This window comes from Acidobacteriota bacterium, assembly GCA_016196035.1.
In the GTDB taxonomy this organism is placed as follows: domain Bacteria; phylum Acidobacteriota; class Blastocatellia; order RBC074; family RBC074; genus JACPYM01.
Map to the genome: position 1 here is coordinate 142,875 of JACPYM010000117.1, position 15,646 is coordinate 158,520.

Below are 15,646 nucleotides of genomic sequence, written 5' to 3' on the forward strand. Positions count from 1 at the left end.
GGACGTGCGGCGTGTCGAGGCAAGCGGCGGTTAATCCGCGCTGACAGGCGGCGCTTGAGTTTGCTATCTTTGCTGGTAAATGGGGGCCAAACCGTCGAGTCCAAATTTTACCACCCGCCGATTACGCCACAGCCAGACGCTGCTGGGCCAGGCATTGTTGGTCTTGCTGCTGCTGTTCGCACTGGCCACGTCCGCCTGCTTGAAAGCGACCAAACCGACGCTGCCTAAAGTCTTCCCCGCGCCGCAACAACTCGCGCCCAAAAACAAACCGCCGCTCATCATCATCCCCGGCATTCTGGGCACCGAACTGGTCAACCAAAAGACGCAACAACGCCTCTGGCCGGAGTTGTTCCCGGCTGACCGCGACGCATTGTTGCTGCCGATTGCGTCGGCCAACTTGCGCGAGAACCGTGACGACATTGCGGCAACGCGCGTGATCGAGCAGGCCGACCTGGGCAAGTTGGTTCCGCAAATCGGCGTGTATGCCGGCTTGCTGCAAGCTTTGGAAAATTACGCCGGATACAAACGCGGCGACATTGATAACCCGGCCAACGACGGCGGCCGCGATACGTTTTACCTGTTTGCCTACGATTGGCGGCGCGACAACGTCGAAGCGGCGCAATTGCTGGCCGAAAAGCTCGCCAAGCTGAAAGCCAAACTGAATCAGCCGGAACTGCGCTTCGATGTGATTGCGCATTCGATGGGCGGGTTGATCGCGCGCTATTACGCGATGTATGGCGGGCGCGATGTGCTGAGCGACCCGATGTCCGAACCCGATTGGGCCGGGCTGCAACACATCAACCGGCTGATTTTGATCGGCACGCCCAACGCGGGTTCCTTCGACGCCTTTCGCTCGTTACTCCAAGGCTATTCCGTCACCGAAGCCAATCACACGCGCGTGGCGCTCTTTCGCGGCTTGCACCAGCGGATGATCTTCACGGTACCGTCAGTCTACCAACTGTTGCCGCGCAACACCGGCGCGCGTTTTTTCAACGAGAAGCTGGAACGCTTGCCGCTCGATCTTTACGACGCCGAGATCTGGCGGCAACAGCACTGGTCGGCGGCGTTCGACCCGGTAATTCAAACCCGCGAGCGCAAAGACTTCGCGAAGAAGCGGGGTTTGGCAGCCGGGGAGTTAGCAGCGAAAGAATTGGCCGAGCGGCGCGCGCTGTTTATGGCCGCCGCGCTGGCGCGGGCCCGCGCTTTTCAACACGCGCTGGACGCACACAATACGAACTCCGTCAATTTGCCGCTCTATCTGATCGGCGGCGATTGCGAACCGACCATCGCCGGAGCGTTTTTGATCCAGGAAAACGGCGTGCCCATAACGCTATTCTGGCCCAACAAAGCGCTCGGCAATCGCCAGCAACGCCGTCGCGCCATAGACCTCATCTTCTTGCCCGGCGATGGGCGCGTCACGCGGCAAAGCCTGCTCGGCCTGACGCTGGAACCGGAAGCGAGTGAGCCGTTCTTGCGGGCGATGAAAGCGACGCCGCAACAAACGCTATTCAATTGCGACGTACACGGCGACCTGCCGCTCAATCTGATTATTCAAAACAATCTGCTGACGTTGTTGCTGGGGAATCAGTACTGAGGGGAGTAGTCAGTAGGTTATGATTTAACCGACTACTGACTACCGACTACTGACTACTGACTACCGACTACTGACTACTCTTTAAGGTTTGATTGGCCCCGGCAGCTCATCCGTAATTTTGATGTCGGTCTCGAACTTGCGATAGAACTTGAAGGTGAGCAGGTTGCGGAAGTATTTGCGCTCGCGGCGGTCGGCGATGATGAACTCGGCGCGGATCGGCAGCAGAAATTCGCTGTCCAGGCCGCGCAGCTTCACAGTGTCATAATCCACCGAGCTTTCTGAATTGGTCACCGGATAATTCGCGGGCATGGCGTCCACGGCTGTGTCCAAGCGCAAGACCAGCTTTTTCTCGGCGTCAATCCAAACGGTGCCGCTGTAACCCGCCACGATTTGGGGGTAGCCTTCGGCCTTGACCGTCAGCTTGGAAGTCGGTTGTGGGACGGTGAAATCGTATAGCAGGGTAGGACGCGTGCCGAGCCTTTCTTTGCCTGCCGCTTTGAACATCGCCTTGGTCTCGGTGTCGAACAGCGAGGCCAGCATCGAGGCGAAATCGCCGGTCGAATAAGCGCCGCCTGCTTGTTCGAGCGACTTCGTTGGCGGGCGGCCAATACTATTCATGGGTTTGTATTTCTCACCGTTCTTGCGGCTGTAGGTTAATTCATAAGTCAGCTTGTCGGCGCGATCCCAGGCGCCGCGCGCCTCAAAATCGAAATAACGCTCGACATCCTGCTGGCAGATGAAATCCGGCAGGTCTTCCAGATAATCGCGCACGTTGCGGCGCGTCTCTTCCAAAAACGGATCGGGCGTTTCGCGCAGGATGGTGAGCTTGCTGTTGGCGTTGGCGTTCAACCGTTCAGCCACCCGTTTGATAGTGTTGATCAGATGTTGATGCGCCCCGTTGGCGCGTAGGCGGCTGACGGCTTCGGGCGTGGGGTCAAAGGCGAGGCCGACGCGTTCGACCAGCAACGCCAAATTGGCTTCGGTCAGGTCGCGCCCAACCTGCTGGCGTAATAGCGTATTCATCATCTGCAACGTCAATGGCTCGGTCGGTAAGGTGGAAGCCCGTTGTGCCCAGGTGGGCAACGCCAATACGTATAGAAAAAGGACAAGCAAACTGATTCGGTGTTTCATAAGTACCTCGCAGTGAGTGAACGCCGCCGCCACGTGCAACGCGCAAGGATTGTGCGTTATCCGCCCAGGTTTTTCCAGCCGCGCGCTGGTTGAGGGCTTTGCGCGGCTGGAATCCCGGCTTTACAGCGACAAAGCCCGTGTGCTACTTTCCGCGCTTCAATTTCAAAGGAAAATCGTAATTAGACAGTTACACATAGATTTGGAGGCAAATAGAAATTGCTATGTCGTTAGCAAAAGAAGTCAAGGTAGACATCGTCACGCAATACAAGACCCACGAGAGCGACACGGGTTCGCCTGAAGTGCAGGTCGCGCTGCTGACCAAGCGCATCGTTGAGTTGCAAGATCATTTCCGCACCCACGCCAAAGACCACCATTCACGCCGTGGCTTGTTGAAGCTGGTGCAACAGCGCCGCAGCTTGTTGGATTATCTGAAGCGGTGCGACATCACGCGTTACCACGATCTGATCACACGGCTTGGATTGCGCAAATAAGATTTTGAATTGTTGCGGTGCCTGGGGCCTGAACGGCCCCAGACGCCGCTTTCGTTGTGTGCCGAACGTGACGGCGTTCCTTATCTCTTGCGCACCTTGCAGAAAGCTCAGGCGAAGCTGTTTAAGCCCAGTTGCTCAAGCAACATCAACTGCCCGCCCTATTCCGCACATGCGAGCAGCCTGAGCCGGTGCAGCCAGTGATCATCCCAGCGCCATCATCACGCAGGCCGCTTTCGAGCAGCGCCAACGTGAACTCAACTTTCACCAGTACCAAGTTACTTAACCAAGCCAATGTTATAGCCGTCGGCATTGCCGGGCGCGTGTTTTGCGCCCGGTTGCGCCACGGCTTTTGTCGTTTCAAGTCGCAGTTCACCGTTCACAGTTGCCAGGCCCATTGACTGCCGACTGCCGCACTGCTGACTGTTGTTGAAGAGGAGATATACAAAATGTTTTTGAAGCAAGCGATCAATTTGGGCGGTCACGAAATCACCATCGAGACGGGCCGCATCGCCAAACAGGCCGATGGTGCCGTGCTCATCAGCCAAGGCGAAACCGTCGTGCTGGTCACCGCCGTTTCGGCCCGCAAGGCCAAAGAAGGCCAAAGCTGGTTCCCGCTGACCGTGGATTATCGCGAATACGGTTACGCCGCCGGGCGTATCCCGGGCGGCTATTTCAAACGCGAAGGCCGTCCGACCGAGCGCGAAATCCTGATCTCGCGCATGACTGACCGCCCGGTGCGCCCGCTCTTCCCAGAAGGTTACCAAAACGAAACCCAGATCATCTCGATGGTGATCTCGGCGGACGATCAAAACGATCCCGATGTCTTGGCGATCACCGGTGCGTCCGCCGCGCTCTATCTGTCGGACATTCCGTTTCACACGCCGGTCGCGGGCGTGCGTGTCGCGCTGGTCGAAGGCAAATACATCGTCAATCCGACCTACGAGGAAAATCGCGGCTCGTTAATCAACCTGATCGTCGTGGGCAGCGAAGAGGCCATCGTCATGGTCGAAGCCGGCGCCAAGGAAGTCAGCGAGGAAGTCATGGTCGAAGCCCTCATGTTCGGCCACAACGAAATCAAGAAGCTGTGTCAATTGCAACGCGCGATGTTTGAGACGCTCGGCATCAAGAAACGCGCATACACCACGCCTGCCGTCAACGAAGAGTTGCTAGGCCAGATTGCCGCCAAGTACACCGATGGGCTGCGCGACGCGCTGGACGTGACCAAGCACGGCAAGATCGAAAGCTACGCCAAGATTGACGAACTGCACGCCGCCTGCGAAGCCGACTTCCCCGAAGATCAACCGGCGCTGCGCAAGGAGGCGGGCAAGCTCTTCGACCGTTTGAAAGAGCGCATCTTCCGCGACGACATTTTGAATAATCGCCGCCGTCCCGATGGCCGCCGCTTTTCAGAGATTCGCCCGATCAGCATCGAGGCCGGTTGGATTCCGCGCACGCATGGTTCGGCGCTCTTCACGCGCGGCGAAACCCAGGCCATCGTCACCACGACGCTCGGCACTTCGCAGGACGTGCAGTACCTCGACAACATCGAGTTCGGCGAGATCAAGCGCCGCTTCATTTTGAACTACAACTTCCCGCCCTTCTCGGTTGGCGAAACGGGCCGCACCGGCAGCCCCGGCCGTCGCGAAATCGGCCACGGCGCGCTGGCGCATCGCGCGCTGAGCGCCGTGATGCCGGACGAGACCGAGTGGCCGTACATCGTGCGCGTCGTGTCGGACATTACCGAATCGAACGGCTCGTCTTCGATGGCGACGGTCTGCGGCGGCGCGCTGGCGATGATGGATGCGGGCGTCCCGCTCAAAGCGCCGGTCGCGGGTGTGGCGATGGGTCTGGTGATGGAAGGCATGAAGTACGCCGTGCTCTCTGACATCGCGGGCGCCGAAGATCATTACGGCGACATGGATTTCAAGGTCGCGGGCACGCGCGCCGGGATCACCGCCTTGCAGATGGACATCAAGATCACCGGCCTCAATCCGGCGATCCTTTCGGAAGCGCTGGAGCAGGCCAGGAAAGGCCGCTTCCACATCCTCGACAAGATGGATGAAGTGCTGCCCGCCGCGCGGCCCGAAATCAGCAAGTATGCGCCGCGCATCATCACGATCATGATTCCGACCGACAAGATTCGTGACCTGATCGGCCCCGGCGGCAAGATCATTCGCGGCATCGTCGAACAGACCGGCGCGAAGATTGACGTCGAAGACAGTGGCCGCGTCAGCATCGCCACTTCCAACGGCGAAGCGGGCGCGCGCGCCTTGCAAATGGTCAAGGACATCACCGCCGAAGCCGAACCGGGTCAGTCGTACCTGGGCACGGTCACGCGCATCGTGGATTTTGGCGCTTTCATCGAAATCTTCCCCGGCACCGAGGGCTTGTTGCACGTCAGTGAAATCGCGCCTTACCGCGTGCACGATGTGCGCGACGAACTGACCGAAGGCCAGCAAATCCTGGTCAAGTGTCTCAACGTCGAAGGCAACAAGATTCGCCTAAGCCGCAAGGCTCTGCTCGCTGGTGAAGGCGGCGAAGAAGGCGGTGGCAATAGCGAAGACGAGGTGGATGACGGCGGCGGTTATCAACAACGCGAACGTCAGGAGCGCGGCGGCGACCGTGGCGGACGCGGTGGCGGCGGTGGTCGTCCGGGTGGCGGCGGTCGTCCGGGTGGCGGCGGTCGTCCGGGTGGCGGTGGTCGTGGCCGTCGGTAAACACGTCCCACATTGTTTTCAACTTCGGCGGAGCGCATCGCATTGCGCTCCGCTTTTCTTTTTGTCGAAGCCTAGATCAGTTTGCAATTGTAATGTACGGGGGCGCGGTACTGACCGGGTGCGCACCTTTTCCCGTACACCGCTCTGCCATCCGATCTAATTGCCGATGACCCTGAAAAAATTCAGTTCAAGCAAAGGTGCGCCTAACGACAAAGGCATGGGGGTTCAGCCTTCAGGCTGCTGCGCGCGCAACGCACGCCAGACAAGCTAAAGCTTGAACTCCATGCTTTTCTCTCCCGCTTGCACCACTACCTTCAACAGCCCTACGGTTTTTCCTGCCGCACCATGAACGTGTGGCGGCCCAACAACGCTGGCAGCCAGCGGGCCGGTGGTTGAGCGAATACGCTTTTGATTTTCGGCCACATAACCCTGAGCGGAATGCGCCAGCGCCACATCGGCACAAAACCGAAGCGCGCAAAATAGCCCGGCTTCATCGTGCCGAGCCAGACTTTGGCGATGCTGCACTGAGTTGCTTTTTGCAAACCTGCCTGCACCAGTTGCTCACCGATACGCCGCCCTTGTCTTTCCGGCAAGACCGCGACCGAATGCAGTTCAGCCGATTGATCGGGATAACAATGCAAAGCCGCGCAACCGACGACACCGGCAGAGCGCATTACAGCAACCAAGTACTCAGGTAGTTGTACGGTGATCTCGGCGGCTGAGCGTTGAAACAAAGATGGATCGGCCAGATTGGCGCGCAGCACAGCCAGGATGGCTTCGACATCGGCAGGAACTGCGGCTCTGACAAGTACCTCTTCGGACATCTGCAAACATTGGGCGAAATCGAACTCGTCACCTGCACGACAAAGTTTTCGACAGGATTGACCGGATTTTTTTGGATGACCAGGATCAGGCCGGATTGCTGTTTTATCCTGTCAATCCAGCCAACATCCTGTTCATCCTGTCTCAAAGTTCCGTGGATTGGGCTATGCCTGAACCTGAACCATCTCTTGCAACTGTGCGCGGCGCGCGCGCATGTTGGCGATGAACTCGTGAAAGAGATACGCCGCATCGTGCTGTTCATCCTGTCTCAAAGTTCCGTGGATTGGGCTATGCCTGAACCTGAACCATCTCTTGCAACTGTGCGCGGCGCGCGCGCATGTTGGCGATGAACTCGTGAAAGAGATACGCCGCATCGTGCGGGCCGGGGCCTGCTTCAGGGTGGTATTGCACCGAAAAGACGGGCAAGCGGCGATGGCGCAAGCCTTCCAGACAGCCGTCGTTGAGATTGAAATGCGTCAACTCGATTTCATTCTGGTCGAGGCTCGCGGGGTCTACTGCAAAGCCGTGGTTGTGCGAAGTGATTTCGATGCGCTTGGTGCGTTCGTTGCGCACAGGTTGATTGCCGCCGCGATGTCCGAATTTGAGTTTGTAGGTCTGTCCGCCGAAAGCGCGCGCCAAAATCTGATGGCCCAGGCAAATGCCGAAGACCGGCGCGGCATTCGTCAACTGGCGCACGTTCGCCACAATGTGCGGCAACGCCGCCGGGTCGCCAGGGCCGTTGGAAAGAAAGATGCCATCGGGCGCGAGCGCCAGCACATCATCCGCCGAAGTGCTGGCCGGAACCACCGTCACCTCGCAACCCAGCGCCGCCAGATAACGCAGGATGTAGTACTTGATGCCGAAATCAAAAGCGACCACACGAAACGGCGTTTCGCCCGGCTGCAAGGCCACACCCAGCGTCTCACGAAACTCGCCGAGCGCGTCGTAAGTTTGCACATCCTTTATCGAAGACCATGCATAACTGTCGCCACAGGTGACCTGGTCAACCAGGTTGCGGCCCAGCATCGCGGGCGCGTTTTGGGCTTTCTTGACGACGCTCTGTTCGTCGTTGTCGAGCGCCGAGAGGCAGGCGCGCATCGCGCCCTTTTCGCGGATGTGGCGCACCAGGGCGCGCGTGTCCACTTCGGAAATGCCGACGATGCCGTGCTGTTTCAGGTATTCATCCAGCGATTGCGTTGCGCGCCAATTGGAGGTGACCTCTGAAGCTTCGCGCACGACGAAGCCTTCGACAAAGGGACGGCGCGATTCCACGTCTTCGTTGTTCACGCCGTAATTGCCGATCAGCGGATAGGTCATCGTCACAATCTGTCCGGCATAGGATGGATCGGTCAGAATTTCCTGGTAGCCTGACATCGCCGTGTTGAAGACGATTTCGCCTGTACGCTCAGTCGCCGCGCCCCACGCCCGCCCCCGAAACACGCGGCCATCTTCCAACGCCAGAATCGCTGTTTTGTATTTATCGCTCGCCATCGTTGCCTGTTGTTTCTCCTGAAATTGAGATTTGAATTTAATGCTGCCGCTCCCGCAGAAAATCCTGCGCCTGCTGCAACCAGCGCCGTTCCGTCCGGTATTTATAGGCAGGCGCCGTGCGCACCGTCTCGATGCACGTTTGCATTTCGGCGGCGGCCTCGTCGTCGCGCCCCAATTGCGCCAGCGTCAGCCCGCGCCAGTAATGTGCCTCGGCGTCGGTCGTCCGTTGCGCCAAAAATTTGTCGAGCATCGCCAAGGTGTCAGGATATTGTTTGGCCGCGTAATAGACCAACCCCGTCTCGCGCCAGATTTCATACTGGCTATGATTCGGCGCCTGCCGCACGACTTTTTCAAAATGTTCAATCGCCTCGTTCAACCTACCCTGCTCGCGCGCGATGCGTCCGAGCTGATAATGCGCATCAATCTCTTGCGGGTCAATCGCGCTGGCGCGCTGAAAGGCTTGCACAGCCTGTTCATATTCGCCGCGTTGCTGGTAAAGCAACCCCAGATTGTAATGCGCCGACGCATCCGCCGGATTGAGTGTCGCCGCTTCCAGATTTTGCCGGAAGGAACGCCGCGCATTGCGCGCCGAGAGCAAATCGCCGATTTGGTCGCGCAGAAAATAGACCAGCAATAGCAATAAGAACGGCGAAGCGAATAGGAAAGCCACTGCCTGCATCAACACGAGCAGCCCAAATAGCGAAAGAAACGAGAGCAGTGTCACGACCGCCGACTTGGCCCAATTGATGCGAAAGATCACCCCCAGCGCCAACGTCATCAACGCCGCAAAAATCGGCAGCGGGATCACCAGTAACAAGACGAAATAGCCCACCACGGCTTCGCTGTTGAGCCAGGCGCTCTGCCAACTGATGACCGCCGCCGGCAACAGCGTTACCAGTAAGGCCGCCGCCAACGCCGCCAACGCGCACGAAGCGACGGCCGCATACTCTTCGCGCAAAACCAGCGCAAAGCTGGCGCGCCGTTCAAAGAGATTCGCCAGCAGAATCGCGAACGGCACATACAGCACCGCGACAAAGAGCAAGAGCAAGGCGGCATTCAACGCCGCACTTTGTACATTCCCAATCCAGAATTGCGGCGTGCGCGTCACCGGCGCCGCAAACAAACGCCCACCTTGCGCATAACCTTCCAGCACGGCGGCGGCCAGGGCATAGAAAAATGTCGCCAGCCACGCGCCCAAAGCTGCCAAACCGAAGGGCGCGCGGTCGCGCAAGCCTTTGAGCGCCGTCACAGGTTGCCACAAGAGGCCGGTTACCAAATTCAAATCACGCATTGGCTTTTGGATAAAGCAAAGCGCGGAAAGCCGCCTGGCCTCCGCGCTTCAATTACATTCATTGCATTCGCATCAGGCTACTCAATCAAGCTTGCCGAGTCGCTCTGTCGGCATAAAGGGGTAGTAGCGGAAGATCGCTTTGCCATAAATGTATTTCTCCGGCACCAGTCCCCAATAGCGGCTGTCGCTGCTGTTGCGCCGGTTGTCGCCCATCACGAAGTAATGATGCTCTTTCACCCGCGTCGGCCCGGTCGTGTCTTGCGACAGATATTCGGGGTCGAGGTAATCTTCGTTCATTTGCACGCCGTTGATATAAAGCTTGCCGTTCTCGACATTGACCTCTTCGCCGGGCAAGCCGACCACGCGCTTGATGTAAGATTTCGAGGGGTCTTCAGGATAGAGCAGCACGACGATGTCGCCGCGTTTGATCGGCTCGCGGTCGCCCAGCCATTCGCGCAGCGGATAAATGAATTTGTTGACGAAGATGCGATCCTGATCGTGCAAGCGCGGCATCATGCTCTGGCCCTCGACACGCACCGGTTGCACCACAAAGACCACGATCAAAACTGCAATCACACCAGCGAAGAAAATATCGCGCAACAGCGACTTCGCCTCGTACCACAAGCCGCCCTGGTCATACCCGCCATTGCGCCACGCGCCCAGGTCGTCAATCACACGAATATCGCCATCGTCCTCGGGCGCAATGCCCGGATACTTCTCTTTCTTCATAGTAGGAAATCACCTCGAACGTTCAGTCTGAACCACTAGGCGTTGCTAGCGCGTCCAAACGCGGCAAAAGATATTATGCGCACTTGGGCTTGTCAACGCAGCGTTTTGACGTGTTTTCACGCCGACAGGATTGCATCAGGGCCACGCGGCTCAATACGAAACCTTGCCTTGCAAAGTTGTGTCAATCTCAGCTTGTTTCCCCGTGCCGAATAGGAAGGCTTGCATGTTATCCAAGAGGAACGTCTGGTGATCAGGATTGATCGTGCTCAACCCATAATGATTGATGAGTTGATTTTGCGATGCCAGCCACGCCTTCCAGCATGCCTGGCAAATTTCAGCGTGAATCTTTTTGCCCAAAGCGCTGCCAAAGGGCGCTTTTTCGAGGGCGGGCAGCTTTTGTTTGCAACGCGCGCACGTGATGATTTCTGCCATACGAAAACCTTCTCCTTGTCTGCGGAAGATAATGAAAATTGGTGTCATTCCGTGAGAAAGGGCATCTTAGCACAGGCCGCGCCGCTGCCGCAGCGCCCTATTGACAATCCCGGGTAGTGGGGCAAGGGGGTGGGATAGTGGATAATCTGATGTGATGATCACTATCACCCTTAAATGCCATCACTGCGGCAGTGAAGAGCTTGTGCGTGATGGACGCACGCGCAATGGAAAACAACGTTACTGGTGTCGCGCTTGTCAGCGTAGCAGTCGTGATACGCCACGACCTGGCGGCTACAGTAAGCTGAACAAGACCAAATTCTCAAAGCCTACGAGGAACGCAGTTCTTTGCGTGGTTTGGAACGAGTTTTTGGTGTCTCACGCAAAACGGTCAGTGTTTGGCTCAAAAAAAGGGGGCCGCACTCCCACCTTTGAGCGAAACTCTGATTGAGCCGGATCAGACACTGGGCAGCGAGCTGGAACTCGATGAACTGTGGTCATTCGTGCTCAAAAAAAAGCCGTAAACGCTGGGTCTGGGTGGCACTGTGCCGTCAGACGCGGCAAATCGTCGCCTTTGCGATTGGCAATCGCAGTGCAGCGACTTGCCGAAAGCTTTGGCAGCAGATACCGCCAGTTTACCGACAAGCGCATTGTTACACCGATTTCTGGTAGGCTTATCAAAAAGTCGTCCCGACAGCACAACACACACCTGGTGGCAAGGAGAGCGGACTAACTGCTCACGTCGAGCGCTGGAACAACACGCTGCGCCAACGGCTTGCTCGGTTTGTCAGAAAAACGTTGTCGTTCTCAAAGTCAGATCGCATGCACAAGATTTGTCTGCGATCGTTTATTCACTACTACAATCTATCAGTGGGCAAACTTGATGGTTGGAAAATGGAAGCTGTATATCCCACCCCATTACCCCACTACCTCCAACTTTAATTGGTCTGGCAATCGGTCTTACGCTAGCTTTTATACTGGCTCGCTTAATGGAGAGCCTACTTTATGAAGTTACCAGCTATGACGCCCTATCAGTCATTTCGTCTGTAGTTCGGCTCGCATCTGTCGCACTGTTGGCCTGTTTTTTCCCGGCACGGCGAGCGATGAAGATATCTCCAGTGTCTGCACTCAAAAATGAGTAGGGATGGGAAAGTGGCCCTGTTGCGGAGTCGGCTCAGTTACCGATCCAATCGCTTGCTTCTATCTTCCACCTTCGGCGCAATCTCGCCTGCCGCCACAATCGCATTGGCCAGCACAGTCGAATCAATCTGCGCCGATTGCGGATCAATCAGCGTTTTCGCGCCCTTCAGCATTGCGTAACCGTCGCCGCCATCCGCCACAAAAGAAGTGCAGGCTAATGTGTAGGTTTTCTTCTCATCCAGCGGCTGGCCGTTGACCGTGACTTTGACCACGCGCGAACCGGCAGGCTTACGACCATCGAAATCGAATTCCACGCCGGACACGTGCGGGAAGCGGCCGCTCTCGCTTTCTTCGACGACTTGGCTGACGCCGTTTTCCAGTGCGGCGCGCAAGATAGCGCCGGTCACTTCCAGCTTCACCACCGGATTTTCAAACGGCAGAATCGCCAGTGTATCGCGTTTGCTCAAGGCCCCTGCCGCGAAGATTTTGTTGACGCGCACCGAACCGCCGTTGAGCAAGCCTACGTCCGCGCCCGTCGCCTGTTTGAAAGCATCGGCGATGAAATTGCCGAGGTTGGTTTCCTTGGTGCGATTGGCCAGCGTCGTCGCATCGAGTTCGACCGAAGTGCGCCCCACTGGCTTATCCAGTTCCGCCGAAACTTTGTCTTCGTATTCCTTGATGGTTGCCGCCACTGCCGGATCATCTGGCGTCGTGCTGGTCACAGGCAGGCCCGCCCAATCCATGCTGAGGAGCTTGCCCGAACGCGCGTCTACGTTCAGGTCAATGCGGCCCAGCAAGCGCGCGTCCTGCCCCCATTTGAAAATCGGCGTGCGTCCGGCCAGTGATTGCAGCAATTCATGTTCGTGGCCGCCGATGATGACGTCGGCCAGTCCGGTGGCGGCCAGCCGCTTGTCTTCGCTCATCGTCAAATGCGTGACGGCGATGATGAGCTTGGCTCCTTGCGCGCGCATACGTTTGACCAGCACGCGCGCCGTCAGCAGCGGATCAACAAACCGGATGCTATTGCCGGGCTTCGAACTCGTCGCCGTATCGGTTGTCAGCAAGCCGAACAAGCCGACTTTAACGCCGCCGATGTTGCGAAGGACAAAGCGCGGCATGCCGTTGAACGGTTGATTGGTGCGCCGGTCAATCACGTTGGAGCCGAGCCAGCCGAACTTCGATTCCTTCATCCGCGCGCTCAAGAGGTCAGGGCCGAAATCGAATTCGTGATTGCCAAGACAGGCGTAATCCAAGCCCAGCGCATTCCACGCCGCGATCATCTGTTGCCCTTTGAAAATCGTCGAAGCGACCGACGGCGAAATCGTGTCACCCGCCAATAAAAACAAGGTATTCGGCGCTTCGGCCAAAATCTTTTTGCGCAAGGTAGCGATGCGCGCCAGCCCCGCGCTCTTGCCGCCATCCAGCGCGGCGGTTTGGTAAACGTCGTTGAGTTGCAACAGCGTAATGCGCGTGACCGACTGCGATTTGGCTTGCGCAAACGTGGCAGTGCTGAAGCAGGCGCAAAGCAAGAGAGCGCCAAACAGCAAACGAGAGAAAGACGTGCGGGAAAACATTTAGGGAAACCTCCGAAACCGTTAAATTGTGTTTTGAAAAGTACGTCCTGATTCCAGCATCCTGACTCCCGACTCCCTTAAAGGAAAACAGACGTCAGGAATGAGGAATCAGGAGCCAGCGAATCGTACCGGATTGTCTTGCTGCTAACGATACAAAGCCTTGCCTGTCTCAAGCTGAGCTAACCACCTTGCGCCACCATCTTCTGCGCGGCCTCACGCGCTTCCGCCAACGTCCGCACCGCGCCATCCAATTGCAATTCATAAACGGTATGCGTGATTTCACCAATGCGTTTGCCCGGCTCTAAACCCAATTCAAGCACGTGGCGGCCCAGCAAGAGCGGCGCGGGCGCGCGCTCTGCAATGCCCAACGCAAGCACGCGATTGTGAAACCACTCTTCGGCCACTGGTTGAGGTTCGCCCTCACGGCCCAGGCAATCGGCGCGCGCGACGCGGTAAAGCAACTCCGGTTCGACCTGCAACGCGAGGCGGCGAAACATGCCGTCGGTGACGGTCGCGCGCACTTTGTTCCAGCGGTACGGGATGTCGTGCAACCGCGCCAACGCCACGGCCTGTTTGCGCACGTCGTAACCATCAAAGGTGAACACTTTCAGCCGTTCGAGAAAGCGTTCAGCCAACAGCGCGCCCGCCGCTTCGTGGCCGGCAGCTTTGACGGTGTCGCCTTCAACTTTTGTCGTCACAGGCTTGCCGAAATCGTGACAGAGCGCGCCCAGCATCACGGCCAATTGCTTCGGGCGCGGCAGGTCGTCAATCAGCTTGCGCGCTTCGTCGAGCACCATGCCGTTGTGCGTGAACACATCGCCTTCGGGATGCGTGCGCGGGTTTTGCGGACAATCAATCAATGCGTGCACTTCGGGCCAAAGCTTTTCGGTGATAGCCAACTCGCACGCCGCCCACCAGCCGACGGAAGGCCGCCGCGCCGCCAGCAACCATTTCTCGACTTCGGCCCAAATGCGTTCGGCGGGCAAATCTGACAGATCAATCGAACGGCACAGCGCGACCGTCGCAGGTTCGATGGTGAATTCAAAGCGCGCGGCGAATTGCATGGCACGCAGCACGCGCAGGCTGTCTTCGACAAACGTGCTCGGATCAACCACACGAATCAGGCGCGCTTGCAAATCGGCGCGGCCCCCGTGCGGGTCAATGATCTCATCGGTCAACGGGTCATACAGCAGCGCATTGATCGTGAAATCGCGCCGCCGCGCCGCTTCGGCAAACGTCATGAACGGATCGCCCGTCACCTCGAAGCCGCGATGCCCGCGCCCGACCTTCGATTCGCGGCGCGGCAGACTGACATCCACCACGAAGCTCTGCCCCGCCTCACGCACCTTGAGTTTGTACACCGTGAAGGCCTCGCCCACCGCATCCACCCGGCCCAGCGTCCTGAGCAGCGCTTTCAACCGCGTCGCTTCCAGCCCGTAACACTCAATGTCGTAATCGGTGCCCTGGTCATCGGTCGTCTGCCCGCCGCTGCGCACGAATTCGCGCACCCAGCCGCCGACGAGCAAGGCGCGCCCCCCTGCTACGTTCACTGTCTGACAGATTTTTATAACGGCGGGAGAAATCATCGGCGCGGATTATGGCGTGTTTGCGCTAGAATTTCACTCGACTTGTGATGCAGTACCGGGAGCGGTAGCGACTGAGTGATTTCGCCTGTGTGTTTATCGGAATGACCCGGTCGCTTGTATGTTCGACAAGCTGCCAGCTTGTCGAAGTCTCCGCTGGCAGCTAATTGGTTTAACGGCCAGGCCTCGACAAGCTGGCAGCTTGTCGAACAACCGGGTCGCTACCTCCCGGTACTGCATCGTTCGTCATCACGAAAAAGGAGAAGGAAACCTATGAAGCTTTGGCAAAAAATTATGGTGAATGGCGGCGCGCGCGTCGCCCGCAAGGTCGGCAAATCCATGCCCCTGGTCGGCACGGCGGTCGTAATCGGCTTGATGGGCTACGAAATCAAAAAGAAGGGCTTGGTGAAAGGCGTTGTCAACACGGCGCTCGACGCGACGCCCGTGCTTGGCACGGCGAAGAACGTCATTGAACTTTTCACGGGGGATTGGCTGGCGGATAAAGATAAGGTCAGGGAGGAAAAGCGGGAAGGCTGAAGTCTTCGGTACGCCCGACAAACTCGTTCCAAGAATCGGCAACAATCAGGTAAACGACATAATTGCAGGGAGTATCAGCATACATAACAACGTGTTCTACAGGCACGGGCTGTAGCT

12 protein-coding genes and 1 pseudogene are annotated in these 15,646 nt (G+C 57.7%); 5 read left to right on the plus strand and 8 right to left on the minus strand.

Annotated features, from left to right (window positions below):
• Positions 1-79: 79 nt before the first annotated feature.
• Entirely contained in the window at positions 80-1,594 is a 1,515-nt protein-coding gene (locus HY011_33210; protein ID MBI3427808.1) for an alpha/beta fold hydrolase, read from the plus strand.
• Positions 1,595-1,675: 81 nt separating this feature from the next.
• Here HY011_33210 and HY011_33215 read toward each other — a convergent pair whose 3' ends face one another.
• A complete protein-coding gene (locus tag HY011_33215) occupies positions 1,676-2,725 on the minus strand; it encodes a hypothetical protein (GenBank protein MBI3427809.1) in 1,050 nt (349 codons plus the stop codon).
• Between the two features lie 221 nt (positions 2,726-2,946).
• On the opposite strand from HY011_33215, the gene rpsO reads away from it, so the two are divergent.
• Together rpsO and pnp are read left to right on the plus strand one after the other, a co-directional pair.
• Positions 2,947-3,216 (plus strand): 30S ribosomal protein S15, encoded by a 270-nt coding sequence (gene rpsO, locus HY011_33220; GenBank protein MBI3427810.1) that lies wholly within the window; start codon positions 2,947-2,949, stop codon positions 3,214-3,216.
• A 446-nt stretch (positions 3,217-3,662) separates the two neighbouring features.
• Positions 3,663-5,933 (plus strand): polyribonucleotide nucleotidyltransferase, encoded by a 2,271-nt coding sequence (pnp, locus tag HY011_33225; GenBank protein MBI3427811.1) that lies wholly within the window; start codon positions 3,663-3,665, stop codon positions 5,931-5,933.
• A 323-nt stretch (positions 5,934-6,256) separates the two neighbouring features.
• Here pnp and HY011_33230 read toward each other — a convergent pair whose 3' ends face one another.
• The 5 genes from HY011_33230 to HY011_33250 all read right to left on the minus strand — a co-directional run bounded on the left by HY011_33230 (position 6,257) and on the right by HY011_33250 (position 10,698).
• Positions 6,257-6,757 carry a GNAT family N-acetyltransferase gene (locus HY011_33230; protein ID MBI3427812.1) on the minus strand — a complete coding sequence of 167 codons (501 nt, stop codon included), beginning with the start codon at positions 6,755-6,757 and terminating at the stop codon, positions 6,257-6,259.
• A 286-nt stretch (positions 6,758-7,043) separates the two neighbouring features.
• On the minus strand, positions 7,044-8,246 hold the full coding sequence (gene carA / locus HY011_33235; GenBank protein ID MBI3427813.1) for a glutamine-hydrolyzing carbamoyl-phosphate synthase small subunit: 1,203 nt from the start codon (positions 8,244-8,246) through the stop codon (positions 7,044-7,046).
• Between the two features lie 37 nt (positions 8,247-8,283).
• Positions 8,284-9,537: a tetratricopeptide repeat protein gene (locus tag HY011_33240; GenBank protein ID MBI3427814.1), complete on the minus strand. Its 1,254-nt coding sequence runs from the start codon at positions 9,535-9,537 to the stop codon at positions 8,284-8,286.
• Positions 9,538-9,618: 81 nt separating this feature from the next.
• Positions 9,619-10,266, minus strand: a complete 648-nt coding sequence (gene lepB, locus HY011_33245) for a signal peptidase I (protein ID MBI3427815.1) — start codon at positions 10,264-10,266, stop codon at positions 9,619-9,621.
• Between the two features lie 150 nt (positions 10,267-10,416).
• Positions 10,417-10,698 (minus strand): oxidative damage protection protein, encoded by a 282-nt coding sequence (locus HY011_33250; protein MBI3427816.1) that lies wholly within the window; start codon positions 10,696-10,698, stop codon positions 10,417-10,419.
• Positions 10,699-10,852: 154 nt separating this feature from the next.
• On the opposite strand from HY011_33250, the pseudogene HY011_33255 reads away from it, so the two are divergent.
• Positions 10,853-11,520, plus strand: a pseudogene (locus HY011_33255) (IS1 family transposase).
• Positions 11,521-11,873: 353 nt separating this feature from the next.
• Here the strand turns inward: HY011_33255 and HY011_33260 are convergent.
• Both HY011_33260 and HY011_33265 read right to left on the minus strand, forming a co-directional pair.
• Positions 11,874-13,409, minus strand: a complete 1,536-nt coding sequence (locus HY011_33260; protein ID MBI3427817.1) for a bifunctional metallophosphatase/5'-nucleotidase — start codon at positions 13,407-13,409, stop codon at positions 11,874-11,876.
• Between the two features lie 179 nt (positions 13,410-13,588).
• Positions 13,589-14,959 (minus strand): HDIG domain-containing protein, encoded by a 1,371-nt coding sequence (locus HY011_33265; protein MBI3427818.1) that lies wholly within the window; start codon positions 14,957-14,959, stop codon positions 13,589-13,591.
• A gap of 306 nt (positions 14,960-15,265) precedes the next feature.
• Between HY011_33265 and HY011_33270 the strand changes: the two genes are divergently transcribed.
• Complete coding sequence (locus tag HY011_33270; protein ID MBI3427819.1) at positions 15,266-15,529, plus strand: hypothetical protein; 264 nt, start codon at positions 15,266-15,268, stop codon at positions 15,527-15,529.
• Positions 15,530-15,646 lie beyond the last annotated feature (117 nt).

Bases quoted from the DNA above. Each gene is read 5' to 3' on its own strand.
- HY011_33215 (MBI3427809.1), bottom strand. From the start codon at position 2,725: ATGAAACACCGAATCAGTTTGCTTGTCCTTTTTCTATACGTATTGGCG.
- HY011_33270 (MBI3427819.1), top strand. From the start codon at position 15,266: ATGAAGCTTTGGCAAAAAATTATGGTGAATGGCGGCGCGCGCGTCGCC.
- rpsO (MBI3427810.1), top strand. From the start codon at position 2,947: ATGTCGTTAGCAAAAGAAGTCAAGGTAGACATCGTCACGCAATACAAG.
- HY011_33240 (MBI3427814.1), bottom strand. From the start codon at position 9,537: ATGCGTGATTTGAATTTGGTAACCGGCCTCTTGTGGCAACCTGTGACG.
- pnp (MBI3427811.1), top strand. From the start codon at position 3,663: ATGTTTTTGAAGCAAGCGATCAATTTGGGCGGTCACGAAATCACCATC.
- HY011_33260 (MBI3427817.1), bottom strand. From the start codon at position 13,409: ATGTTTTCCCGCACGTCTTTCTCTCGTTTGCTGTTTGGCGCTCTCTTG.
- carA (MBI3427813.1), bottom strand. From the start codon at position 8,246: ATGGCGAGCGATAAATACAAAACAGCGATTCTGGCGTTGGAAGATGGC.
- HY011_33210 (MBI3427808.1), top strand. From the start codon at position 80: ATGGGGGCCAAACCGTCGAGTCCAAATTTTACCACCCGCCGATTACGC.
- lepB (MBI3427815.1), bottom strand. From the start codon at position 10,266: ATGAAGAAAGAGAAGTATCCGGGCATTGCGCCCGAGGACGATGGCGAT.
- HY011_33250 (MBI3427816.1), bottom strand. From the start codon at position 10,698: ATGGCAGAAATCATCACGTGCGCGCGTTGCAAACAAAAGCTGCCCGCC.
- HY011_33230 (MBI3427812.1), bottom strand. From the start codon at position 6,757: ATGTCCGAAGAGGTACTTGTCAGAGCCGCAGTTCCTGCCGATGTCGAA.